This window comes from Myxococcaceae bacterium JPH2 (assembly GCA_016458225.1).
In the GTDB taxonomy this organism is placed as follows: domain Bacteria; phylum Myxococcota; class Myxococcia; order Myxococcales; family Myxococcaceae; genus Citreicoccus.
The window spans coordinates 1-23048 of sequence record JAEMGR010000040.1; the positions used below are offsets into that span (position 1 = coordinate 1).

Annotated in this window: 20 protein-coding genes; 11 read left to right on the forward strand and 9 right to left on the reverse strand. The window is 69.5% G+C overall.

The features are described from left to right. Nucleotides 1-363: 363 nt before the first annotated feature. Together JGU66_33495 and JGU66_33500 are read left to right on the forward strand one after the other, a co-directional pair. Nucleotides 364-1185 carry a DnaJ domain-containing protein gene (locus JGU66_33495; GenBank protein ID MBJ6765696.1) on the forward strand — a complete coding sequence of 274 codons (822 nt, stop codon included), beginning with the start codon at nt 364-366 and terminating at the stop codon, nt 1183-1185. A 29-nt stretch (nt 1186-1214) separates the two neighbouring features. Beyond that, the gene (locus JGU66_33500) at nt 1215-1964 is read left to right on the forward strand and encodes a CvpA family protein (GenBank protein MBJ6765697.1); all 750 of its coding nucleotides are present in this window, start codon (nt 1215-1217) and stop codon (nt 1962-1964) included. A 61-nt stretch (nt 1965-2025) separates the two neighbouring features. Here JGU66_33500 and clpX read toward each other — a convergent pair whose 3' ends face one another. Beyond that, nucleotides 2026-3096 carry an ATP-dependent Clp protease ATP-binding subunit ClpX gene (gene clpX / locus JGU66_33505; GenBank protein ID MBJ6765698.1) on the reverse strand — a complete coding sequence of 357 codons (1071 nt, stop codon included), beginning with the start codon at nt 3094-3096 and terminating at the stop codon, nt 2026-2028. A 223-nt stretch (nt 3097-3319) separates the two neighbouring features. Here clpX and speA point away from each other — a divergent pair, with 223 nt between their 5' ends. After that, nucleotides 3320-5338, forward strand: a complete 2019-nt coding sequence (gene speA / locus JGU66_33510; GenBank protein MBJ6765699.1) for a biosynthetic arginine decarboxylase — start codon at nt 3320-3322, stop codon at nt 5336-5338. A gap of 94 nt (nt 5339-5432) precedes the next feature. Here the strand turns inward: speA and JGU66_33515 are convergent, their stop codons facing one another. Next, the gene (locus JGU66_33515) at nt 5433-5873 is read right to left on the reverse strand and encodes an OsmC family protein (protein MBJ6765700.1); all 441 of its coding nucleotides are present in this window, start codon (nt 5871-5873) and stop codon (nt 5433-5435) included. Between the two features lie 29 nt (nt 5874-5902). Further along, complete coding sequence (locus JGU66_33520) at nt 5903-7126, reverse strand: deoxyhypusine synthase family protein (protein ID MBJ6765701.1); 1224 nt, start codon at nt 7124-7126, stop codon at nt 5903-5905. Between the two features lie 151 nt (nt 7127-7277). Between JGU66_33520 and JGU66_33525 the strand changes: the two genes are divergently transcribed. After that, on the forward strand, nt 7278-8114 hold the full coding sequence (locus tag JGU66_33525) for a PHP domain-containing protein (GenBank protein ID MBJ6765702.1): 837 nt from the start codon (nt 7278-7280) through the stop codon (nt 8112-8114). On the opposite strand, the gene JGU66_33530 is transcribed toward JGU66_33525, so the two are convergent. The 4 genes from JGU66_33530 to JGU66_33545 all read right to left on the reverse strand — a co-directional run bounded on the left by JGU66_33530 (nt 8089) and on the right by JGU66_33545 (nt 12730). Continuing rightward, nucleotides 8089-8916 (reverse strand): carbohydrate ABC transporter permease, encoded by an 828-nt coding sequence (locus tag JGU66_33530; GenBank protein ID MBJ6765703.1) that lies wholly within the window; start codon nt 8914-8916, stop codon nt 8089-8091. The two genes, JGU66_33525 and JGU66_33530, sit on opposite strands and share 26 nt — an antisense overlap. Then, nucleotides 8913-9830: a sugar ABC transporter permease gene (locus JGU66_33535; protein MBJ6765704.1), complete on the reverse strand. Its 918-nt coding sequence runs from the start codon at nt 9828-9830 to the stop codon at nt 8913-8915. Before JGU66_33535 ends, JGU66_33530 begins: the two co-directional genes overlap by 4 nt. Continuing rightward, nucleotides 9824-11089 carry an ABC transporter substrate-binding protein gene (locus tag JGU66_33540; GenBank protein MBJ6765705.1) on the reverse strand — a complete coding sequence of 422 codons (1266 nt, stop codon included), beginning with the start codon at nt 11087-11089 and terminating at the stop codon, nt 9824-9826. The genes JGU66_33535 and JGU66_33540 overlap by 7 nt, the downstream gene beginning before the upstream one ends. A 96-nt stretch (nt 11090-11185) precedes the next feature. Continuing rightward, entirely contained in the window at nt 11186-12730 is a 1545-nt protein-coding gene (locus tag JGU66_33545) for a HAMP domain-containing protein (GenBank protein ID MBJ6765706.1), read from the reverse strand. A gap of 245 nt (nt 12731-12975) precedes the next feature. Between JGU66_33545 and JGU66_33550 the strand changes: the two genes are divergently transcribed. Both JGU66_33550 and JGU66_33555 read left to right on the forward strand, forming a co-directional pair. Further along, on the forward strand, nt 12976-13344 hold the full coding sequence (locus tag JGU66_33550) for an NADH-quinone oxidoreductase subunit A (GenBank protein ID MBJ6765707.1): 369 nt from the start codon (nt 12976-12978) through the stop codon (nt 13342-13344). Nucleotides 13345-13350: 6 nt separating this feature from the next. Further along, entirely contained in the window at nt 13351-13914 is a 564-nt protein-coding gene (locus JGU66_33555; protein MBJ6765708.1) for an NADH-quinone oxidoreductase subunit B, read from the forward strand. 84 nt (nt 13915-13998) lie between these two features. Here JGU66_33555 and JGU66_33560 read toward each other — a convergent pair whose 3' ends face one another. Both JGU66_33560 and JGU66_33565 read right to left on the reverse strand, forming a co-directional pair. Next, the gene (locus tag JGU66_33560; GenBank protein MBJ6765709.1) at nt 13999-14472 is read right to left on the reverse strand and encodes a PaaI family thioesterase; all 474 of its coding nucleotides are present in this window, start codon (nt 14470-14472) and stop codon (nt 13999-14001) included. Then, complete coding sequence (locus JGU66_33565) at nt 14357-16495, reverse strand: sulfatase-like hydrolase/transferase (GenBank protein ID MBJ6765710.1); 2139 nt, start codon at nt 16493-16495, stop codon at nt 14357-14359. The genes JGU66_33560 and JGU66_33565 overlap by 116 nt, the downstream gene beginning before the upstream one ends. A gap of 127 nt (nt 16496-16622) precedes the next feature. On the opposite strand from JGU66_33565, the gene JGU66_33570 reads away from it, so the two are divergent. From JGU66_33570 to JGU66_33590, 5 genes are all read left to right on the forward strand, one after another. Beyond that, nucleotides 16623-17867 carry an adenylate/guanylate cyclase domain-containing protein gene (locus JGU66_33570; GenBank protein MBJ6765711.1) on the forward strand — a complete coding sequence of 415 codons (1245 nt, stop codon included), beginning with the start codon at nt 16623-16625 and terminating at the stop codon, nt 17865-17867. Nucleotides 17868-18043: 176 nt separating this feature from the next. Continuing rightward, entirely contained in the window at nt 18044-18562 is a 519-nt protein-coding gene (locus JGU66_33575) for an NADH-quinone oxidoreductase subunit C (protein MBJ6765712.1), read from the forward strand. 10 nt (nt 18563-18572) lie between these two features. After that, nucleotides 18573-19826 carry an NADH-quinone oxidoreductase subunit D gene (locus JGU66_33580; protein MBJ6765713.1) on the forward strand — a complete coding sequence of 418 codons (1254 nt, stop codon included), beginning with the start codon at nt 18573-18575 and terminating at the stop codon, nt 19824-19826. Beyond that, a complete protein-coding gene (locus tag JGU66_33585; GenBank protein MBJ6765714.1) occupies nt 19823-21589 on the forward strand; it encodes a (2Fe-2S)-binding protein in 1767 nt (588 codons plus the stop codon). The genes JGU66_33580 and JGU66_33585 overlap by 4 nt, the downstream gene beginning before the upstream one ends. A 2-nt stretch (nt 21590-21591) precedes the next feature. Further along, entirely contained in the window at nt 21592-23025 is a 1434-nt protein-coding gene (locus tag JGU66_33590; GenBank protein MBJ6765715.1) for an NADH-quinone oxidoreductase subunit H, read from the forward strand. The last annotated feature ends 23 nt before the right edge of the window (nt 23026-23048 follow it).

Sequence of the window (23048 nt, forward strand, 5' to 3'; positions counted from 1 at the left end):
CCCGTGAGCCCCACGGTCAGCGCCTCTCAACGCGAGACAGTCCCCGGCATCCCGCCCGTGAGCCCCACGGTCAGCGCCTCTCAACGCGAGACCGTCCCCGGCATCCCGCCCGTCGCTCCGCCGCCTCCACCGCGTGACGCGTCCAGCGGACTCCCCTCGGTGAGCGCTCCGCCTCGCGTGCCCTCGGCTTCGGGCCCCGCGGCTGCGCGCCCACCCTCGGGACAGGCGCCCACGATTGGAGCCGCGCCGCGCGCGCCCATCATTCCGCCCGTGGTGGCCGGCGTCGCTCCGGGCGCGGCGGCCATCCCACCGCGACCGCCCGCCGAGGCGGCTCCAGCGCCGCGACCGCCCCCCGTCCTCGCCGTGGGCGCAGCGGGCCCCGCCACGCAGCCCACGCCGACGCCCACGCGACCGCCGTCGAGGCCCACCGCGTCGCTGCCGGCCCTCACCACGCCCGCCGCGCGCCCGCTCACCCCTCCGCCCATCGCTCGCCCCCCAGCGGTTCCCTCGGTCGGGGTCCCCTCGGTCGCGCCCGTGGTGCCCGCCATCGCGCCCGCCGTTTCCACCACGGTCGGAGCGCCTCCGCCTCCCCCGCCCCAGGCGCGCGGCCCCGGGCTCGACGCGGCCCAGCTCGCGGACCTCGCGTCGCGCTGCGCGAAGCTGGACCAGCTCGACTACTACGAGGTGCTCCTGCTGGAGAAGGCGGCGAGCCCCTCGGACATCAAGAAGGCCTTCTACCGGGAGAGCCGCACCTATCACCCGGACCGCTTCTTCCACCTCGACTCGAGGGAGCTGAAGGAGCAGGTCAACGAGCTCTACAAGCGCGTCACCGAGGCCTATTACGTCCTGCGCGACGACACGAAGCGCAAGAAGTACACGGCGGACATCACAGGCCCCGAGCGCGCCCAGAAGCTCCGATACACCGAGGCGTCCGAAGCCGAATCCAAGGCAGCCCAAAAGAAGGAGCAGGAAGAGCAGATCGGCACCCACCCCAAGGGGCGCCAGTTCTACCAACAGGCGCAGAAGGACCTCGACGCGGGCAACCCCTCCGCCGCCGAGCGGAACCTGAAGATGGCGCTCACGTACGAGCCCGCCAACGCGCGCTACAAGGAGCGTCTGGCGGACGTTCAGAAGCGACTGTCGGACGAGGCCAAGAACAAGGGCGAGTCGTTCAAGATTCGCTGACGGCCAACGACGACGGGAGCCGCATTCGCATGGGCATCGACCTCACCATCCTCGGACTGGTGCTCTTCTTCGGCCTCTTGGGGGCCGCATCGGGCGCCGCCAAGCAGGTGGCCAACGCGGCCGGCCTGGCGCTCGGGTACTTCACCTCGCGCCAGCTCGCCTCCGTGCTGGGCCCCAAAGTGGCCACGGCCATGGGCGTGCCGCTCCTGGCGGGCACCCTCACCGCGACCGTGCTCGTCTTCGTCTGCGTGTGGCTGGCCGTGCGCTATGCGTTGGGCGCGCTGATCCTCCGGTTCCTCTCGGGAAACCGCCCGGACGAGCGCGGCGCGGACCGCGCGCTGGGCTTCGCGCTGGGCGGGGCGAAGGTCACCGCCATCATCTGGGTGGCCCTGAGCGCCCTCACCTTCTTCGAGCAGCACGTCGTCGTCGCGGGCAAGCACCTGGGCGTCGCGCCGAAGGACTCGCTCTCCTTCCAGCTCGCCCGCCGCTTCAACCTGTTCGAGATGACGCAGTTCGCGCCCCTGGCGGACCTCGTCCGCGTGGCGCAGGCCTCGACGGATCCCCAGCGCGCCGCGAAGCTCCAGGACGACCCTGCCTTCAAGGCCCTGCGCAAGGACCCGCGCTTCCAGCGCGCCCTTCAGGACAAGGAGCTGCGCGAGGCCCTGGCCCGCGGAGACACGCGCGCCCTGCTCCGCAACGACCTCATCCTCCAGCTCGTCCAGGACCCGGACATCGCGGCCCGCCTCGGCGCCGCGGCCCGCGCGTCGCAGCGCCCATAACGCCCCCTCGCGCGTGCCCGAGGGCCGCGGGAGCATGGCCCCCGCGACCCCGTCCCAAGCCTCACGCGTCCAGCCACGAGGCATCCAGCCCGCGCAGCCGCTCGCGCACGTAGTCCGCGTCCACGCTGACGCGGCGGTGCTTGCGCTCCGGCGCCTCGAACAGGATGTCCGCCAGCACGTGCTCCATGATGGAGCGCAGCCCGCGCGCGCCCAGGCCTCGGTGCTCCGCGTAGCGCACCACCTCGCGCAGCCCCGACTCAGGGAACTCCAGCGCCACGTCGTCCAGCGCGAGCAGCTCCTTGAACTCGCGGGTGATGGCGTCCGGCGGCTCGGTGAGCACGCGCAAGAGCTCCGGCTCCGCCAGCCGCTCCAGCTGCACCATCACCGGCAGGCGCCCCAGGAACTCGGCCAGCATGCCGAAGTCCACCAACTGCCGCGTGGTGACGCGCCGGGAGGCGCGCCGCGCCGCCTCGTCCGAGCCGAAGCCCATGGCCCTGGCGCCCTCCTCCAGCCCCTCGTGCAGGTCGCTGAACGTGCCCGCGCAGATGAAGAGGATGTCGCGCGTGTCCACCTGCACGAAGTCCCCCTTGTTGAACGCCTGGGTGACGTTCATGGGGACGAAGAGCTCGCGGCCCTCCAGCATCTTCAGGAGCGACTGCTGCACCCCTTCACCGCCGATGTCGCGGCTGCCCGCGCCGTTGCGCGCGCCCTGTGAGCGCCGGGCAATCTTGTCCACCTCGTCGATGAAGATGATCCCGCGCTCGGTGTCTTCCAGCGAGTGGTTCGCCTTGAAGAGCAGGTCGGACACCATCACCTCCACGTCCTTCCCGTAGTACCCGGCCTCCGTGTACTCGGTGGCGTCCACCGTCGTGAACGGCACCCGGAGGATGTCCGCCAGGTTGCGCGCGATGTGCGTCTTTCCACTCCCGGTCGGCCCCACCATCAGGATGTTGGATTTCTGGATGAGCGACTGTCGACGCAGCGAGCGAGCCTGCACACGCTTCAAGTGGTTGTGCGCCGCGATGGCCACCGCGCGCCGTGCCGCGTCCTGCCCGATGACGAAACGGCCCAGGCGCTCGTAGATCTCCCGAGGCGTCAGGAGTGTGTCTTCCTTGCGTGCGGACGACTCCATGTAACCTCCCCTTCTGTCCACGCGACCTCCCTCTCTGCGGAAGAAGTTTAGGAATCCGATGGCGAGGCGGCCCGTACGGGCGATGCCACGCCGACGTCACCGACGCCTGCTCGCCCACTCCCCGTGCTGGCGGAGACTTGAATGCAGGGGGGGTTTCCGATACTTCCGGCGCCCCTCCACTGTTCCGTGGAGCCACCCCCTCTCCGGAGGCATAGAACCGCCGATGCCCGCACCCGCCACTCAGCACCGCTGGTCCCTCGCCGATGCCCACGAGCTCTACGGAATCCGGAACTGGGGCAATCCCTACTTCGGCATCAACGAAAAGGGCCATGTGTGCGTCCACCCGGACGGGCCCACGGCCCCCAGCATGGACCTCAAGGAGCTGGTGGATGAGGTGCGCCGCCGAGGCATCGGGCTTCCGCTGCTGATCCGCTTCACGGACGTGCTGCGCCACCGCGTCGTCCACCTCAACGAGGCCTTCCGCAAGGCCATCGCGGATCAGGCCTACAAGGGCCCGTACCGCGGCGTCTTCCCCATCAAGGTCAACCAGCACCGCTACGTGGTGGAGACCATCATCGAGGCGGGCAAGGGCTACGACTACGGCCTCGAGGCCGGCAGCAAGCCCGAGCTGCTCGCGGTGATGGCGCTGCTCGACAACGAGGACGCGCTCGTCATCTGCAACGGCTACAAGGACGAGGAGTACATCGAGACGGCGCTCTTCTACTCGCGCCTGGGCCGCAAGGTCATCCTCGTGGTGGAGAAGCCCAGCGAGCTGCCCCTCATCGCCGAGGTGGCGCGCCGCACGGGCATCACCCCGCGCCTGGGGGTGCGCGTGAAGCTGTCCACCCGCGGCGCCGGCAAGTGGGAGGCCAGCGGTGGAGATCGCTCCAAGTTCGGCCTGTCCTCCTCCGAGCTGATGAGCTGCATCGGCTTCATGAAGGACACGGGCCTGTTGCCCTCCTTCGAGCTTCTGCACTTCCACCTGGGCAGCCAGATCTCCAACATCCGCAACGTGAAGAACGCGCTGCGCGAGGTGGGCTGCTTCTACGTGGAGGTGGCGCGCCAGGGTGCGCCGCTGAAGTACCTGGACGTGGGCGGCGGCCTGGGCGTGGACTACGACGGCTCCCAGACGAACTTCTCCTCGTCCATGAACTACACGACGGAGGAGTACGCCAACGACGTGGTGTTCGGAGTGATGGAGGCGTGCGACCGCGCCGGCGTCCCGCACCCCACGCTCGTCTCCGAGTCCGGCCGCGCCATCGTCGCGCACCACGCCGTGCTGGTGGTGGACGTGCTGGGCACCAGCGAGTTCGACCCCGCGCAGGTCCACGACAAGGTGGAGGACAAGGCGCCTTCCGTCGTGCGCAACCTCGCGTCCACCTTCCGCGAGGTCACCAACAAGAACCTCATCGAGGCGTACCACGACGCCCAGGACGCCAAGGAAGAGAGCCTCACGCTCTTCTCACTCGGCCACCTGTCGCTGGAGCAGCGCGTGGCCGCGGAGAACATCTACTGGGCCACGTGCCACAAGATCCTCCGCATCGCGCGCGAGGCGGGCGAAATCCCCGAGGAGCTCGAGTCGCTGGAGAAGCAGCTCAGCGACACGTACTTCTGCAACTTCTCCGTGTTCCAGTCGCTGCCGGACTCGTGGGCCATCGATCAGCTCTTCCCGATGATGCCCATCCACCGGCTGGCGGAGAAGCCGACCCGGCGCGCCACGCTGGCGGACATCACCTGCGACTCGGACGGGAAGATCGAGCACTTCATCGACAAGCGCGAGGTGAAAGACGCGCTGGAGCTGCACGCGCTCAACGACGACGACTACTACCTGGGCATCTTCCTGGTGGGCGCGTACCAGGAGATCCTCGGCGACCTGCACAACCTCTTCGGAGACACGCACACGGTGCAGGTGTCGCTGGCGCCCAACGGTGGCTACCTCATCGACCACGTCGTGGCCGGTGACACGGTGACCGAGGTGCTCAACTACGTCAGCTACAACAAGGATGACCTGGTCGCGAAGCTGCGCCGGTTCACCGAGGCGGCGCTGCGCAACGGCCGCATCACCCTGGACGAGTCGCGCAACCTGCTGCGCATCTACGAGGATGGCCTCTCCGGGTACACCTACCTGGAGCGCGAGGTGGACGCGAAGTTCACCTCCGCCAGCCAGCTTCGCCTGGTGCCGCTGCCGGACGCCACGCGCGGACCGAACAACGGCGGCGACGTGTCCCCCTCGGGGACCTGAGCCACACGCCTTCCGCCCCGCCGATTCACGCAGGCGGGGCGGACGCCGGAGGGCAACGTAGGCCCTCCGGCTCCTCCCGGAACAGCCGCGCGCCTCAGTCCGGGTAGGTGAAGGTCATCGGCACCTTCACGTCCGGATGCAGGCTGCGCGCCACCGGGCACTCGTGGGCAATCTGCTCCAGCCGGGCGCGATGCTCGCGAGACAGGCCCGCGGGCATCTGGAGGTCGAGCACCAGCTCCCCCACGCGGCGCGGCGGCGGCGTCATCCGCTTCTCCACGCGCGCGCGCACCTCGCCGTGCAGCGGGATGTTCTCGCGCCCGGCCATCAACTGCATCGTCGTCACCGCGCAGGACGCGAGCGACGCGGCCAAGAGGTCCGTGGGCGAGAAGCTGCCCCCGGTGCCTCCGTTGTCGCGCGGTGCTTCCGTCTGGAGTGCCGTCCCGGAAGGTCCATGGGTGAGCTGCGTCTTGAACTGCGGCGCGCTCACCAGGGTCATCACCACGCCGGGACTGGGCACCACGGGCTGCTGACTCATCGAGGACTCCTGTTTCGAGGAAGGGGCGTTCAGCGGACGTAGGCCTCGTGCTTGCCGGCGTCCTTCTTCGTGGCGGGCTCGGCTTCCTCGATGCTCCAGTCCAGCGTCTTCATGAGCGCCTTGCTGCGCTTGCGCACGTCCCCGTCCAGGAACGCGAGGGCCTCGCCCATCTTGTCCATGAGCCGCATGGGCTTGCGCTTGTTCTTCGGCTCGTTGAGCAGCGCGTGCGTCAGCCAGGGGAACACCGCCGTCACGTCGCAGTGCACGTACACCGAGCCGGTCTCCACCGCCTCCACCGAGACCTTGCCCCAGGTGTGGCCCTCGCCCGCGGGGCAGCTCGACAGCGCGCCGTTGTCCACCGGGTCCACGCAGAACTGCACGTCGATGTCGAAGCCCGTGGTGGGCACGTTGAGGATTTGATCCAACAGCGGCTCGCCCTGGAGCGTGTAGTTCTTGGGCACGCCGCCGCCGAGGATCCAGATGGCCAGGCGCTTGGAGAAGTTGTGGCGGCAGAAGTGCTGCATCGCCGCCATCGAGTAGACGTCGTCGTTGATGTCCAACTCGAACTTGAAGTCATCGCCGAGCAGCCGCTTGAGCTTGACGATGTTCAGGAAGATGGAGCCGTCCTGCACCGCGCCCACCCAGATGGGCACCGCGTGCTTGTAGCAGGTGGACAACAGCGACGGCTGCTTCACGCCCAGCTGCTTCTCGATGCCGTGGATGGCCTTGCCGAGCAGGTAGTGGAACTCGGGCGTGGTCATCTTCCGCTGGAACTCGGGGCCCCGGATGATGGCGGAGAAGAGGCGGTCCGTGTCGAGCAGCGCCTCTTCCCAGAAGCCCAGGTCGTAGATGCGGATGATGCGCGCCAGCCGGTACTGGAGGTCACCCGCGTTCGGGTTCACCTCGCGGATGGCGTGGCCGATGATGCGGTGCGCGTCGTGGTAGAGGTTGGCGCCCGTGGTGGTGATGGCGGAGATGACGCCCTTCTCGATGAGCGGGATGAGGCAGCTCTGGTGCAGCCCCGCGGGCGTCATCGCGCCGGACAGCGTGAGGAAGATGGAGGCGTCCTGTTCCATCGACTTGGACATCAGCTCGAACGCGGTGCGCTCCTGGCGCCCCACGTAGGCGCTGAAAGCGTGGGCGAGCAGCTCCGCCGGCTTTTCCTTGCCAGTGATGGGGCGGGGGTCCGCCTTGCGCGCGCCAGAGTAGGCGTGACGCAGGGACTTCTTCGGGCTCGAGGAGGTCTTGGCCATGGCGCGGCGATCTAGCACCGCCAGCCGGTCAAGGGGAGCGTCGCCTTTCTACCCTGTCGACTTGTCGCGCTCCGGACGCCTCCAACGGTTCCCCCCGAGGGCCCGGGTGGCATATGAGCAGCGTCTTGCGTCCCCCTGGAGGGCCTCATCCTTGATTGACCTGCACTCCCACACCACGGCCAGTGACGGCCAGTACACGCCTCAGGAGCTGATGAGCCGCGCCAGGGCGGCGGGCGTGACGGTGCTGGCGGTGACGGACCACGACACCGTGGCGGGGCTCGCCCAGGCCGAGGAGGCCGCCCGCGCGCACGGGGTGGAACTGGTGCCGGGCATCGAGTTGTCCGCTTTCGTCCTCGGGCGAGAGGCCCACATCCTGGGCCACTTCGTGAACCGCGAGGACCCGGCCCTCTCCCTCTTCGAGGAGCGGCTGCGCAAGGAGCGAGACGACCGCATGGAGGCGATGGTGGCCCGCATGCGCGAGCTGGGCTACCCCATCCGGATGGAGCACGTGAGAGCCGTGGCGGGAGACGCGCAGCTCGGGCGCCCCCATCTGGCGCGGGTGATGGTGGACCAGGGCTGGTGCCGCGACGTGAAGGACGCCTTCGACCGGTTCCTGGGCACGGGCCGCATGGCCTGGGTGGAGCGCTTCAAGCTGGACGGTGCGGACGCCATTCAGCTCATCCGCCATGCGGGCGGCACCGCGACGCTGGCCCACCCCGCCTCCTCGAGGCTGGAGCGAGGGGAGATTCGCGCGCTGGCCCAGGCGGGGCTCGCGGGCCTGGAGATGTCTCACTCGGACCCCAACCCGAGCGTGCAGCGCAAGTACCTCGGGTTCGCCGCGGAGTTCGACCTGGTCCCCACGGCGGGCAGCGACTTCCATGGCGAGAAGGTCGTCCCGGATCAGCGCCTGGGCTCGGCCGCCATGGCCCCGGAGCTGTTCCAGAAGCTGCGCGCCCGAGCGGCTATCCCTTCAGCGCGCCCGCGGTGAGCCCCGCGACGATGCGCCGCTGGAGCACGAGCACCAGCAGGACGAGCGGCACCGTCACGATGACCGAGGCCGCCATGATGAGCCCCCAGGGCAGCTCGTAGGCCGAGCCACCGCTCAACAGCGCGATGGCCACCGGCACCGTGCGCTTCGCGTCCGTGAGCGTGAAGGTCAGCGCGAAGAGGAACTCGTTCCACGCCGCGATGAAGGCCAGGAGCCCCGTCGTCACCAGCGCGGGCCCCAGGAGCGGAAGGAACACGCGGGTGAGCACCATCCAGGGCGTGGCCCCATCGACGACGGCGGCCTCCTCCAGCTCGACGGGCAGCTCGCGCATGAACGTGGTGAGCAACCACACGGTGAAGGGCAAGGTGAGCACCAGGTTGGACAGCACCAACGCGGGCAGCGTGTTGTAGAGCCCGAGTCCTCGAACCAGCTCGAACATGCCGGAGAGGACCGCGACCTGCGGGAACATGGACACGCCCAGGAGCGCGAGCAGCAGCGTGCGCCGGCCTCGGAACGACACACGGCCGAGCGAATGCGCCGCCGTCACGCCGAGCAGGAGCGACAGCCCCACCACCCCCGAGGACACGAGGATGGAGTTGAGGATGTTGCGCGCGAAGGGCTGCTGCGCGAACACCTGCGTGTAGTTGCTCCACGCGGGATGCGCGGGCCAGGGGCGCGGCTCGAACAGCGCGCTCCCCGTCGTGAGTGACGAGGCGATGGCCCAGTAGAACGGGAACAGGGTGTACAGCAGCACGAGCGCGACGAGCCCCGCGAACGCCACACGGCGAAGGACGCGCGTCATGACTCCCCCACGTCCAGCCGAACTCGGCCCAGCACGAGATACACCGCGGTGAGCAGCGCGATGAGGAGCACGAGCAGTGTGGCCGCGGCGCTGCCCACGCCCAGCTCCTGGAACTCGAACATCCACTGGCGGGCATAGCCGGCCATGGGCTGGGTCTCCGAGCCACCGCCGGTGAGGACGTAGAACACGTCGAACACGCGCAGCGCATCGAGCAGGCGGAACAGCGCGGCCACCATCAGCGGCCCCTTCACGAGCGGCAACGTGATGCGGAAGAACGCGAGGAGGGGGCCCGCGCCGTCGAGCCGCGCGGCTTCATAGACATCCTCCGGAAGAAGCTGGAGCGCGGCGAGCAGCAACAGCGCCATGAACGGCGTCGCCTTCCACACGTCCACCATCACCACGGCCCAGAACGCGAGCGACGGCTCGGCCGTCCACGCCAACGGTTCGGAGAGCAGGCCCAGCCGCAGCAGCACGGCGTTGATGACGCCGTAGACGTCATGAAACATCCAGGCCCACATCTTCGCGGACACGACGGTGGGAATGGCCCAAGGCACGAGCACCGCCGCACGCACGAGCCCGCGCCCCGCGAAGCGCCGATGGAGCACGAGCGCGATGCCCATCCCCAACACCGACTCCAACAGCACGGACACGAGGGCAAACCGCACCGTCGTCCACACCGCGGTCCACCAGTCCGGATCCTCCAGCACGGACAGGAAGCTCTCCAGGCCCACGAAGCGCGCCGCGCTCAAGTCCGTCAGCCGCGCATCCGTGAACGAGAACCCCACCGTGCGAGCCAGGGGCCAACCAGCCACCAGGGCAATGCCCACCAGTGTGGGAAGCAAGAACACCCACGCGGCGCGCGCACGCTGACGCGCGAGAACAGAGGCGCCACCGCGGTGGCTTGCCGTCACCACCGCCCTCCTCGACTGAGCCGCACGAGCTTCTGCTGGGCCTTCCGCAAGTTCTCCTGCGCGGAGCCTCGGCCCGAGAGCGTGGCGTGCACGGCGTTGCGGATATCCGCGCTCACCTGGTTGTACTTCGCGCCCGTCACGGTGGGCCGAGCCACCGCGTTCGCAAAGGTCTCCGCCAGGCTGCCCATGAAGGGATTGGCGCGAAGGATGTCCGGGTCGCGATACAGCGCCACCCGCGTGGGATTGAACGACGCCACGAGCGCCCGGCGCTTCTGCTCCTCCGCGCTGGTGAGGAACTTCACGAGCTGCACCGCGAGTTCCGGCTGCGTGGAGAAACGCGACACACCGAGCTGCCAACCGCCCAGCGTCCCCACGGACCGCCCCTCCGGGCCGCCCCGAGGCAGCGCCATCACCCCCACCTTGCCGCGCACGGGGCTCTCTGCGGAGTTCGCCAATGCCCACGCATACGGCCAGTTGCGCATGAACACCGCGTTGCCCGACTGGAAGACGCCGCGAGCCCCCTCCTCCTCGTAGCTGAGCACGCCTGGAGGAACGACGTTGCCCATCAGCGACGCGATGAAGGACACGGCCTCCACCGCTCGCGGGTTGTCGAGCGTCACCTGTCCCTGTGCATCCACGAACGTGCCGCCGCCGAACGAGTCCACCCACTCGAGCGCGTTGCACGTCAGCCCCTCGTAGGCCTTGCCCTGGAACACGAAGCCCGTGAGCCTCACCTGTCCCGCGCGGTGCTCGCCCTCCAGCACCCCCTTCGCGGTGCGCGCGAGCGCCTGCCACGTATCAGGTGGACGCTGTTGATACTTCTCCAGCAGGTCCTTGCGGTAGTAGAGCAGGCCCGCGTCCACGAACCAGGGGATGGCCACGAGCCGCCCGTCCACGGTGTTGTTGCGCATGAGCGCGGGGAAGAAGGCCGCGCGCTCCGCCTCGGGGAAGTAGGGCCGCAGGTCGATGAAGAACGGGCCCACGATGCCCGGCCACACCACGTCGATCCGGAAGACGTCGATGTCGCTGCCGCCCGCGGCGAGGAGCTGCTGGAACATCGTCAACTGCTGGCCCGCGTCCGTGGGCACGGACACGAGCGACACCTCGTTCCCCGTCTGGCGCGCCCACGCCTCCGCGCCCTGCCGACACAGCTCCTGCTCCTGCCCCACGCTCCCGCACGCGATGTTCAGCCGCGCCGCTCCCGCCGCCACCGGGACGAAGAGCATCAGGGCGAGCATCCGTCCCATCCGTACCATGGACATCGGAGGTCCCTCCACGCCCCGCGCTAGCACGGCGCGCGCGAAGACCTCGGCGGGTCCGATGCGGCACTGTCGGGTATCGGCCGAAGCGCGGCGCGCTCAGCCGCGGGGCTCGACCTTGAAGCGGCTCGTGACGATGGTCAGGCCTTCGGCCACGGCCTGGAGGTCCTGCGCGATGCGGGTGGTGCGCCCCGTGGCGTCCACGCCTTGCTTCACGAGTTCCGCCACATTGCGAGCGCCCTGCACGGCCTGCTCGCTGGACTGGCGCTGCTGGCGCGTGGCGATGGTGATCTGCCGCGCGGCCTCGCTCGTTCCGCGCGCCAACTCGACGATGCGCTGAAAGACGGAGGAGGCCTGCTCCGCCACCTCCACGCCTCGGTCGCTCGTGGCCATGCCCATGCGCGACTTCGACACGGCCTCTTCGCCCGAGTCCTGCACTTTCTCCACGATGCGCGCGATGTCGCGCGCGGACGCGGACACGTTCTCCGCGAGCTTGCGCATCTCCGCGGCCACCAGCGAGAAGCCGCGCCCCACCTCGCCCGCCTTCGTTCCCTCCAGCGCCGCGTTGAGCGCGAGCAGGTCCGAGCGCTCCGCCACCTGGTTGATGACCTGCGCGATCTTCGACACCTGCCGCAGGTCCTGGTTGAGGCCCACGATGGCGTCGGCCACGCCCTTGGACTCGATGCGGATGTCGTTGATGCCCTGCACCACCTGCGCGACCACGGCCATCGCCTCGGCCACGGCCTCGTGCGTGCGCCGGGCGCTGGACTCCACCACCTCGGTCGAGCTGGAGATCTGCTCGGCGGTGCGGCTCAGCTCCTCGAACGTCGCGGCGATCTGCTGCGCGTACGCCGCTTGTTGGCTGATGACGTGCTCCTGATCCGCCGAGGCGCCCAGCAGCCCACGCGACGCGGTGGAGAGCTGCTCCGTGCGGGACACCAACTCCAGCACCGTGGTGCGCAGCGTGCCCAGCATCTCGTTGAACGAGTGCGCCATGCGCCGCACCTCGCCGGACGCGGAAACTTCCAGCTCGCCGCGCGCCAGCTCGCCCCGAGCCACCTCGCGCGCGACCTCCGCCACGCGAGAGACAGGCGCGGAGATGGCTCGGCTGATCACCACCGCCAGGCCCAGGCCGAGCAGCGTCGCGCACAGGTATCCCAGCAGCGAGTAACCCCTCACGCTCCCGAGCGCCTGCTCCAGGTCGTCCGTGCCGAACCCCGCCACATAGACGTGTGCGCCCGCCGGGCAGCGCACCACCACCAGGCTCTCCCTTCGCTCGACGCCGCACGCCTCCGTGGGCAGCTCCCCCGCGGCCAGCACGTCACCCGGGACGCGACCGCGCGCGTGGATGACCGAGCCATCCCGCTGAAGCACGCCCTGGAAGCGCACCCCGAGACCGCCTGCTTCCGTCCGGGAGAACACCTCGTCGAGCCGAGCCCGAGCGGTGTCGGAGCCATCCACTCCCACCGCCGCGGGATGACTCGCCACCAGCGAGGCCACCGCGCGTGCGCGCTGGTCCAGCACTTGAAGTCCCGCCGCGCGCTGCCGTGCCGGGAAGTACCCGCCGCTGAACAGGACCACCGCGAGGCAGGGAACGAGCACCGCGATCGCCACCTGCACCCGCAAGCTCAGACGCCCCCACATGCAGCGGCTCCCCTCTGGATGATCCGTGCCGGGGACGCTAGGCGCTGTGCGACATCAGCGTCAAACTCGCACCCCGTCCCCCACGAATCACGGCCCGAACCGGGTGCGACCCGAGCGGCCGGGCGACGCATGCGCGACTGATGGCCTCGATTGCTCTTTCCACCGTCTTCTCAAGGGGTTGGGGCGCCCAGCTGGGGACTTTCCCTTTGACACGGCGCGGAGGGTGTCATTAGGGTCCGCGCCCGATGATTACTCCCCTCGCACCGTACCTGCCGCTGGCAGTGGTGCTGCTGCTGGCCGGCCTCATGGCGATGGCCATCCCGCAGCTGACCACTCGGCTGGGACCGAAGCGCCCCAGCGCCATCAAGTCGTCCCCCTTCGAGGCGGGTTCCGAGTCGAGCGGCCCTGCACGTCAGCGCTTCGCGGTGAAGTTCTACGTGGTCGCGCTGCTCTTCATCGTGTTCGACGTGGAAGCGGTGTTCCTGTACCCCTGGGCAGTGAACTTCCAAGCGCTCGGCTGGTTCGGCTACGTCGAGATGCTGGTTTTCGCGGCGACGCTGATCGTGGGCCTTATCTACGTTTGGAAGAAGGGCGCTCTCGACTGGGAGAGCTGAGCAATCATGGCTGATAGCGACATCGCACCGATTCTGACCACCCGTCACGAAGAGGCCATGGGCTTCTTCCAGCGCATGGTCTCCAAGGGGCTCGGCTGGGCCCGCAAGTACTCTCTCTTCACCTACCCGTACGCCACCGCCTGCTGCGGCATGGAGTACATGTCCGTGGCGGCCAGCCGGCACGACATCTCCCGCTTCGGCGCCGAGTTCCCCCGGTTCTCGCCGCGTCAGGCGGACCTGCTCATGGTGGTGGGCACCATCAACCTGAAGCAGGCCCCCATCCTCAAGCGCGTCTACGAGCAGATGTGCGAGCCCAAGTGGGTCGTCGCCTTCGGCGTGTGCGCCTCGTCGGGTGGCTTCTACGACAACTACGCGGTGCTCCAGGGCATCGACCGCATCATCCCGGTGGACGTGTACATCCCCGGCTGCCCGCCGCGCCCCGAGCAGGTGCTCGACGGCCTGATGATGCTCCAGGACAAGATTGGCTCGCAGGTCCACCGCATCGCGGATCGCGGCCAGCCCAACGCCACCGCCGCGCACCACGAGCGGATGCTCAACGCCGGCAAGTAGCTCCGCGCGTCGTTCGCGCCAAGGTCCCGGGCCCCTGCCCCTCTCCCCTTCGGAGAGGAGCTGGGGCCCGCGCCATTTCCGGGCCTACCAGCGGTGATAGGCGGGGTGGCCTTCCTTCACCGCGACGAAGGTGCCTCGGCACAGCGCGGTCACCTTGCCGCCCGCGGTGAGCGTGCCCTCGATGACGGCGCGATCTCCCTGCACCTGCACGGGCTTGGCCTCCAGGCGCACCGGTCCAGACATGGGCGTGGGGCGCTTGAGGGTGATGGCGTAGTCCGCGGTGACCGTGCACGGAGGCGACGAGGCCCCCTGCGCCTTCATCAAGTGGTACGCGGCTGTCCAGTTGCAGTGGCAGTCCAGCAGCGCGCCAATGATTCCGCCGTTGAGGACGCCGGGGAAGGCCTGGTGGTGCTCGGACGGAGTCCACTCCGCCACGACGAGGTCACCCTCCACGCGGCTGCGGATTCGCAGTCCCTGGGGGTTCGCCGGGCCGCAACCGAAGCAGGCGTTGTGAGGGGCGTAGGTTTCCTGAAGGCTCGGGGAGTCTGTCGTCGACATGGCCCGCCACCTTACGCCAGCCGCGCTCGGGTGCGCGTTCCCTGACGCCATCCAGCCACGCGGCCAGCGCGTCCGCGTCCGGCCCCTCACAGTCGCCCTCGCATGAGCGCAGCTCGCTGCCGTCCGCCTGGGGGCGGTCCACCACCCAGCGCTGTCCGTCGAAGGCGCCCCGGTCCTTCTCCTTGAGCACCGCGTCGCCCGCCACGTCCTTCATCTCCACCACGCCGTCCGGGAGGATCCGATACGCGTTGAAGTCGCGCGGAGCGCCGGGCCAGTGGCCCGGGCTGAAAACCTCGGGGCTCACGTGCGTGTAGCCCGTCTCCGCGTAGAGCGGTGTGGGCTCACGCTCCTCGCCGCGAAGCAGCGGCGCCAAGGACACCCCATCCACGTCCCGAGGCACCACCAGCCCGGACAACTCCAGCAGCGTGGGCCCCACGTCCACCAATCGCACGAGGGCCTCGACCTCCCCGGGGCCGCGACCCCACCGACGCGGCGGCTTCACCGCGAGCAGGATGTGGTTCTCCTCGTCCGTCAGCCGCGCGCCGTGCACGGACGTGGCCCCCGCCAGGTCCGGGCGGTCCGCATGGAAGCTCTCGCCGTGGTCCGAGAACAGGACGATGAGCGCGTCGTCGTAGCGCCCCGTGCGCCGCAGGTCCTCCAGCAGCCGCCCCACCTGCGCGTCCGCCTGAGCCAGCAGCTCGTCATAGAGCGCCTCCGCGCCCTCGCGATTCCACCCGCCCTTGGCCCCCGGCGACACCGGAGCGAAGTGCATGCGGAGCCGGCGCTCCAGGGGCTCGCTGGCCGCGACATAGCGACGGTAGAACGGGTACACCGGGTCGCCGGGGAAGTGCGCGGCGGTGGCGTGGAAGGCGAACAGCGTGGGGCCGGAAGCGGCCTCGCTGCCCAACCGCGCGGACAGTCGCGACGCGTAGCCCAGCGGATCGTGGATGCCCGCCAGCGCGCGGTTGTCAATGAACTCGGGCACCCACGCCGCGCCGAGCGCGTTGTCCGCGAACATCCCGAGCGCGCGGTAGCGCAGCTTCTCCAGCGCGAAGTTGATGGCACCGTGTGGCGGTTGCAACCGGGTGGCGAAACCCGAAGCCGGCCCTTCGTGGTGGAAGCGCGAGCAGTCGGTGGCGAAGACGGTGCGCCAACCCGCCTCGGTGAAGGCGGACGCGAAGGTCTCCGCGGGCACCATCCGTGAGTCCGCCGTGAGCGGATAGCGCACCCCGGTTCGCGTGGGCCACCGCGCGGTGAGCATCGATCGCCACGCGGGCTCGGTCTGGGCAATGGGCGTGTACGCGTGGGTGAACTGAGTGGCGTCCTCGAGGAAGCGCGCGACGTTCGGCGCCACTCCGCGCCTGGAGGCCTCCAAGCGATCCGGCCGGAAGGCATCGATGCCGATGAGCACGACGAGGGGCGGCTGCTTCGCCCCGGCCTTCCGCGCGGGCGCCCAGCTCCAGAACCCGACCGCCGCCACACCCGCCGCGACGAGGCCGAGCGACACCGCGCGAGGTACGGCGCGCACCCGCGGCGCCAGCCGGACCGCATGCACAAGGACCCACGCCAGCGCGACACCGCGAGGGTGCCAGGGCTGGCCATGGTCCACGAGCCACGCCAGCACGGGACGCATCGACGGCAGGTCATCGAACAAGGCCGGGCGCGCGATGGCGCGGTCCCACGTGAGCAGACCGAAGAGCACCACGCCCTGCCCCATCGTCACGAGCGCCCGCACCCCGCCGCGAGCCCCCCACGCATGCGCGAGAAGCCCCGCGCCCAGCGACAGCAACGCCCCCGCCAGCGCATACACGGTCGCCACGCGCAGCAGCAGCTCCGGCAGCAGCGGACGGACCACGGCGGCGAGCGCCGCATAGGGACCGTCCACGGGGATGTCCACGCCCACCGCGCCCGCGCGCAGCAGGCCCGCCGTCTCCGCGCCGAAGAGCGCCAGCCCTCCCAGGACACCCAGAGCCAGGTGCCAACACACGAGACGCTGGAGGCCGGACGGGGGGGAAGCAGGCATGCGCCGCCTCTATACCGAATGGCACACGCACGCCAAGACGAGCGGCCCTCCCAGGGCGACGCGGGACACCGGGGAGTGGAACCGGACCGCCCCGCAGGGTAAGGGGAGGCGCGTGCAGGCCAGCGACATGGAGGGGATGGACGAATCGGTGGGTCGCGCGCTCGGACGCGAGCGCTGGGCCAACGGCCGCCACATGGCGTGGGTGCGCCTGGGCGCGGTCAGCCTCCTGTTCGGCGTGGTGTTCTACCTGGGGCACGCTCGGGGACTCGCGGACTGGGAGGTCTACCTGGGCCCCTTCGCGGTCTACTGGATGTGCACCGCCGCGGTGGGCGTCGCGGTGGCGACCTCTCGGAGGGCCGCGCAGTGGGCGGGCCTGTCCATCGCCTTCATCGACGTGCCCGCGGTGTTCTGGCTCCAGCACCTCGCGCTGCCCGTGTCGCCCTCTCCGGGCGGCGTGGCGGGCTTCACGCTGGGCATCTTCGTCGTGCTGGTGCTCTTGTCCGCGCTGGGACTGCGACGCGCGGTGACGGCGATGGTGACGGCCATCAGCGCCCTGGCGGAGATGCGGCTCCAGCAGGAGGCCCACATCGGCATCGGGGCGCAGGTGGCCGCGCTCGTCATGCTCGCCGTGGCGGCCGCCGGAGCCAGCCGGCTGCTCCAGCGCGTGCGCGCGCTCTCCGCCGCCGTCAGCCGCGAGGAACTCAAGCGCGCCCGGCTCGGCCGCTACTTCTCCCCCGCTGTCGCGGAGCGCCTCCAGCACTTCGCCTCGCCCCTGCCGGAGCTGCGCGAGGTCACCGTGCTCTTCGCCGACGTCCGCGACTTCACGGCGCTCAGCGAGCGGCTGCCCCCCGGCCAGGTCGTCGAACTCCTCAACGAGTACTACGGGCGCATGGTCGAGGTGGTGTTCCGCCACAATGGAACGCTCGACAAGTTCATCGGCGATGCACTGATGGTGTACTTCGGCGCCCCCCTGGACGACCCGCACCACGCCCGGAGCGCGGTGCGGTGCGCCCTGGACATGGTGAAGGAGCTGGAGGCCGTCAACGCCGAGCGCGCCCGCCGGGGCGAACCCGGCCTCCGGATGGGGGTCGGCGTCCACACCGGCCCCGTGGTGCTGGGCAACATCGGCTCCACGGCCCGTCGCATGGAGTACACCGCTATTGGTGACACGGTGAACCTGGCCAGCCGCATCGAGGGGCTGACCAAGCAGCTGGGCGTGGTGGCGCTCGCGTCGCAGGCCACCCGGGAGAAGGCCGGCTCGGCGTTCGAGTGGGCGGCGGCCCCCGTGACGTCCGTCCCCGGCAAGAGCCAGCCCGTGGCCACTTTCATCCCCGCGCCGGCCCTTTCGGGCGGCTCGAACGCGGCGGCGTGACCCCTCGGGACGGGTCGCCCGCCCGTCCAGCGGCGGGGCGGATCCACCTGTCCGCTTCTGGCTCGCCTAAGTGGCCTACATGCCTGAGGGTTTACGTTGACGCCCCCTGGGGACGGTCCCTATAACGCCGCCGATTCCTCTGCCGTCATCGAGGCTACCCCTTGAGCATTTTCGCGTTGGACAGGGTCACCGCCCAATTTCCCGAGGCGGTCGCGGAGCGCTACGTCGACCGCGCCGGCGGCGCCTGGGCCGTCATCCATGCCGACTGGCTGCCGAAGGTCGCCGCGTTCCTGAAGAACGACCCCGAGCTGAACTTCAAGCTGTTCGGCTCCGCGGATGCCGTGGATCGCTTGCACCTCGCCGAGAACGACCCGCGCTTCGAGGTCGTCTACTTCCTCTACTCCCTCACCCGCCATGAGCACGTGCGCCTGAAGGTGCGCGTCTCGGAGACCAAGGCGGAGGTTCCCTCGCTCGCGCCGCTGTACCGTGGCGCGGACTGGTGGGAGCGCTTCGTCTGGGATTTCTACGGCATCCGTTTCACGGGGCACCCGGACCTGCGACGCATCCTCCTGTACGAGGAGTTCCAGGGCCACCCGCTGCGCAAGGACTACGCGCTGCGCGACCGGCAGCCGCTCATCCCCGAGCGCCCCATCAAGGACATCTTCCGCGGCCCCGGCACCAGCGGCATCGCCTGACGAGGACACCATGGCCGACAGCGCCAAGCCCGAAGCCCACGCTCCCAATCCCGACATCGACTCGTATGCGCACGAGTCCGAGCTGGAAGCCCATCTTCAGACCAAGAGCATGGTCATCAACATGGGCCCCTCCCACCCGGCCACGCACGGCACCGTGCGGCTGAAGGTGGAGCTCGATGGCGAGACCATCACGAAGATCGATCCGGAGATCGGCTTCCTCCACCGCGGCTTCCAGAAGAGCTGCGAGAACGTCACGTGGACACAGTGCCTGCCCTACACGGACCGGCTCAACTACCTGTCCGCGATGATGAACAACTTCGGGTTCCTCAACGCCGTCGAGAAGCTCATCGGCTTGGAGATCCCCGAGCGCGCTCAGTACATCCGCGTCATCGGCTCGGAGCTGCACCGGCTGACCGACCACCTGACGTGCGTGGGCGCCACCGGCCTGGAGATGGGCGGCTTTGCTCCGTTCCTCTACGGCATGGAGGCCCGTGAGCTCCTCCAGGATCGCGTCACCGAGCTGACCGGCGCGCGCCTGACCACCAGCTTTGGCCGCGTGGGTGGCATCAACCGCGACCTGCCCGAGGGCTGGATCGCCAAGGTCCACAAGTCGCTGACCCGCACGGAGGAGCTGCTCGTCGAGATGGACGGGCTGCTCACGCGCAACCGCATCTTCGTGGACCGCACCAAGGGCACGGGCGTCATCACCGCCGACGACGCCATCGACTACGGCTGGACGGGCCCGGCCCTGCGCGCCTGCGGCGTGGACTACGACATCCGCAAGGTGCGCCCCTACTGGGTCTACGAGCGGTTCGACTTCGACGTCCCGGTGGGCGAGCACGGCGACAACTACGACCGCTACCTCGTCCGCCTGGAGGAGATGCGGCAGTCCATCCGCATCCTGCGGCAGGCGATGGACACCATCCCCGCCGGCCCCATCATCGTGGACGACTGGCGCATCGCGCTGCCGCCCAAGCCCGAGGTCTACGGCACCATCGAAGGCGTGATGGCGCACTTCAAGCTCGTGATGGAGGGCATCCAGGTGCCCCCCGGCGAGGTCTACGACTCCACCGAGGCCTCCAACGGAGAGCTCGGCTGGTACCTGGTGAGCGACGGCCGCGGCCGTCCGTACAAGGTGCACGTGCGCGCCCCCGGCTTCCCCGTCCTGGCCGCCCTGCCGCACATCATCACGGGCAAGATGCTTCCGGATCTCGTCCCCACCTTTGACACCATCAACATGATCGGCGGCGAGGTCGAGCAGTGAGCGACAACGACACGAAGAAGCCCACTGGGGATGCCGTGGCCGTGGCGTCCCCGAAGCCCCCCGCCCCGCCCCCGCCGGGCCCGCCGCCCAAGCCACAGCCCAAGAACCCGGGCTTCGTCACCTGCACCATCGACGGCAAGGAAGTCGTCGTGAAGCCGGGGACGAACATGATCGAGGCGGCCAAGCAGGTCGGCTCGGACATCCCGTACTACTGCTACCACCCGCGCCTCTCCATCGCGGCCAACTGCCGCATCTGCCTCATCGAGGCGTCCAACGCGCCCAAGCTCGTCCCGGCGTGCCAGACGCCGCTGGCCGAGGGCGTCGCCGTCAAGACGACGACCCCCAAGGTCAAGGAGCAGCAGCGCGCGGTGATGGAGTTCCTGCTGCTCAACCACCCGGTCGACTGCTCCATCTGCGACCAGGCCGGTGAGTGCAAGCTGCAGGACTACTACATGAAGTACGACTACCGCCCCTCGCGTCTCGAGGGCGGCAAGGCCCTGAAGAACAAGCGCAAGGTGCTGGGGCCCCGCGTCGTCCTGGACCAGGAGCGCTGCATCATGTGCACGCGCTGCGTCCGCTTCATGAACGAGATTCCGCGCGAGTCGCAGCTCGGCGTGTTCGGCCGCGGCAGCCACGAGCGCATCGACGTGTTCCCGGGCAACGACCTGTCCAGCAACTACTCGCTGAACACCGTGGACGTGTGCCCCGTGGGCGCGCTGCTCAGCCGCGACTTCCGCTTCAAGGCGCGCGCCTGGTTCCTCTCCGCCACCCCGTCGGTGTGCACGGGCTGCTCGCGCGGCTGCACCACGTACGCGGACTGGATGTCCCAGGACACCTACCGCTACCGCCCGCGGGAGAACGAGGAGATCAACAAGAGCTGGATGTGCGACCAGGGCCGGCTCTCGTACAAGGACCTCAACACGGACCGCGTGCTCTTCCCGCTGGTGGGCCGTGAGGCCGCCCAGGCCAAGGGCAGCGCGCGTCCGGAGCTGACGCGGCAGGAGGCCGCGCAGGCCGCCGCCAAGCAGCTCAAGCCGCTGGTGGGCAGCGCGAAGCTCGCGGTGCTGGCCTCGCCGGTCGCCTCCAACGAGGCGCTGCTGGCGGGCCTGTCCTTCGCCAAGACGGTGCTGGGCGTCAGCGCGGTGTACGTGGGCGGCCGCCCCCAGGGCGCGGCGGACCACTTCCTGATGACGGCGGACAAGAACCCCAACCGCAAGGGCCTGGAGACCATCGCCCAGGGGCTGGGGCTCGCCGTCAAGGGCTTCGAGGACCTCTCGGCCGCCATCCAGTCCGGCAAGGTCACGGGCGTGTACGCCATCGGGACCGAGGTGCCGGGCAACGCCGACGCCTTCGCGAAGCTCGAGGTGTTCGTCGCCCAGGCGCAGAACGAGTCGCCCGTCACGGCGCAGGCCACGGTGCTCCTGCCGGCCAGCGCGCACATCGAGGACGAGGGCACGTTCACGCAGCAGGACGGCATCACCCAGCGCTTCCGCAAGGCGTACCCCTCCAAGGGGGACGCGGTGCCGCACTGGAAGTGGGCCGCGGAGCTGACGCGCGAGCTGGGCGGCGAGGCCGCTTGGGCGTCCGCGCGGGACGTGTGGCGCGCGCTCTCCGGCAAGGTGGCCGCGTTCGCCGAGTTCAACTGGGACAAGGCCTCTCCGCCGGACCGGGAGAAGCCGGGCATCAACCCGCTGCCGTCCGGAGCCGATGGCCGTCCGCCCGGGTACCGTGAGTTCGGCGCGCCGCGAGTGAGGGGTATCTAGCGATGAGTCGCATCCTGACAATGCTGGTGGCCATGGCCACCATCGTCGTCGCCCTCGCGGGCGGCGTCGCGACGGCGTACGTGGTGGGTGGTCTGGCAGAGGCCCACTTGTTCACGGGCGCCAGCCGGCTGACGAACATCATCTTCCTGATGCTCGTCTTCGTGATGATCATCGCCACGCTGCTCACGCTCGCCGAGCGCAAGTGGAGCGCGTTCATGCAGGACCGCGTGGGTCCCAACCGCGCGCGCCTGGGCATCCCGGGCCTGAAGAACCGCTCCCTCGGCGGCATCCCGCACATCATCACCGACGTGCTGAAGATGCTGACGAAGGAGGACTTCGTCCCGGGGCTTGCCAACAAGTTCCTGTTCAACCTGGGCCCCCTGCTCGCCTTCGCGCCGGTGTTCGCGCTGTTCGCCGTGGTGCCCGCCGGCCCCACGGTGTCGGTGTTCGGCCAGAAGGTGGACATGGTGGTGGCCACGCCGGACTTCGGCATCCTCTACCTGTTCGCCATCGCGTCGCTGGCCGTGTACGGCACGGCGCTCGCCGGCTGGTCCTCCAACAACAAGTTCGCGCTGCTGGGCGGCGTTCGCGCCTCCGCGCAGATGATCTCCTACGAGGTCGCGCTGGGCCTGTCGCTCGTGGGCCTGTTCCTGACCTTCTCCTCCGTGCAGCTCCCCGCGCTGGTGGGTGACGTGGCCAGCGCCCTGTCGCCGGCCACCGGTCAGGGCAAGTACCTGTGGAGCACGCAGGTGTTCGGGCTGGACATCGGCATCCCCGCCTGGGGCTTCATCATCCAGCCGCTGGGCTTCATCGGGTTCTTCGTCGCGTCGTTCGCCGAGACCAAGCGCGCCCCCTTCGACGTGCCGGAAGGCGAGTCGGAGATCATCGGCTACTTCGTCGAGTACTCCGGCATGAAGTTCGGCATGTTCATGATCTCCGAGTTCGTGGAGGTCGTGGTGCTGGCCGGCGTGACGACGGCGCTGTTCTTCGGTGGGCACAACCTGCCTGTCTTCGGCGAGGCGCTGGCGAACAACGCCTTCATGCAGGAGCACGGCTGGGTCTACGGCACCATCCTGGGCACGGTGTTCTGGCTGAAGGTCCTCCTCCTCATCTGGGTGCAGCTGGTCATCCGCTGGACCTTCCCGCGCTTCCGGTACGATCAGATCCAGTCGCTCGGCTGGAAGATCCTCCTGCCGGTGGGCCTGGTGAACGTGTTCGTCACGGCGGCCCTGGTGCTGTGGGATCCGTCGCTGCGCGCCCTGGGCGTGGTGGGCATCCTGGAGATTGCGGTCTTCATGGCCCTGACGCTGTCGAAGAAGGAGAAGTCGGAGGCCGGTGCGCACGGCGACGCGCACGGGCACGGGCATGACCACGGGCACGCGGCGCCGGCTGGCGCCCATGCGGATCCCCATCCCTCTGCGGCGGGCGCGCACTAAGCCCGCCAGGGCGGCGGCGCAGC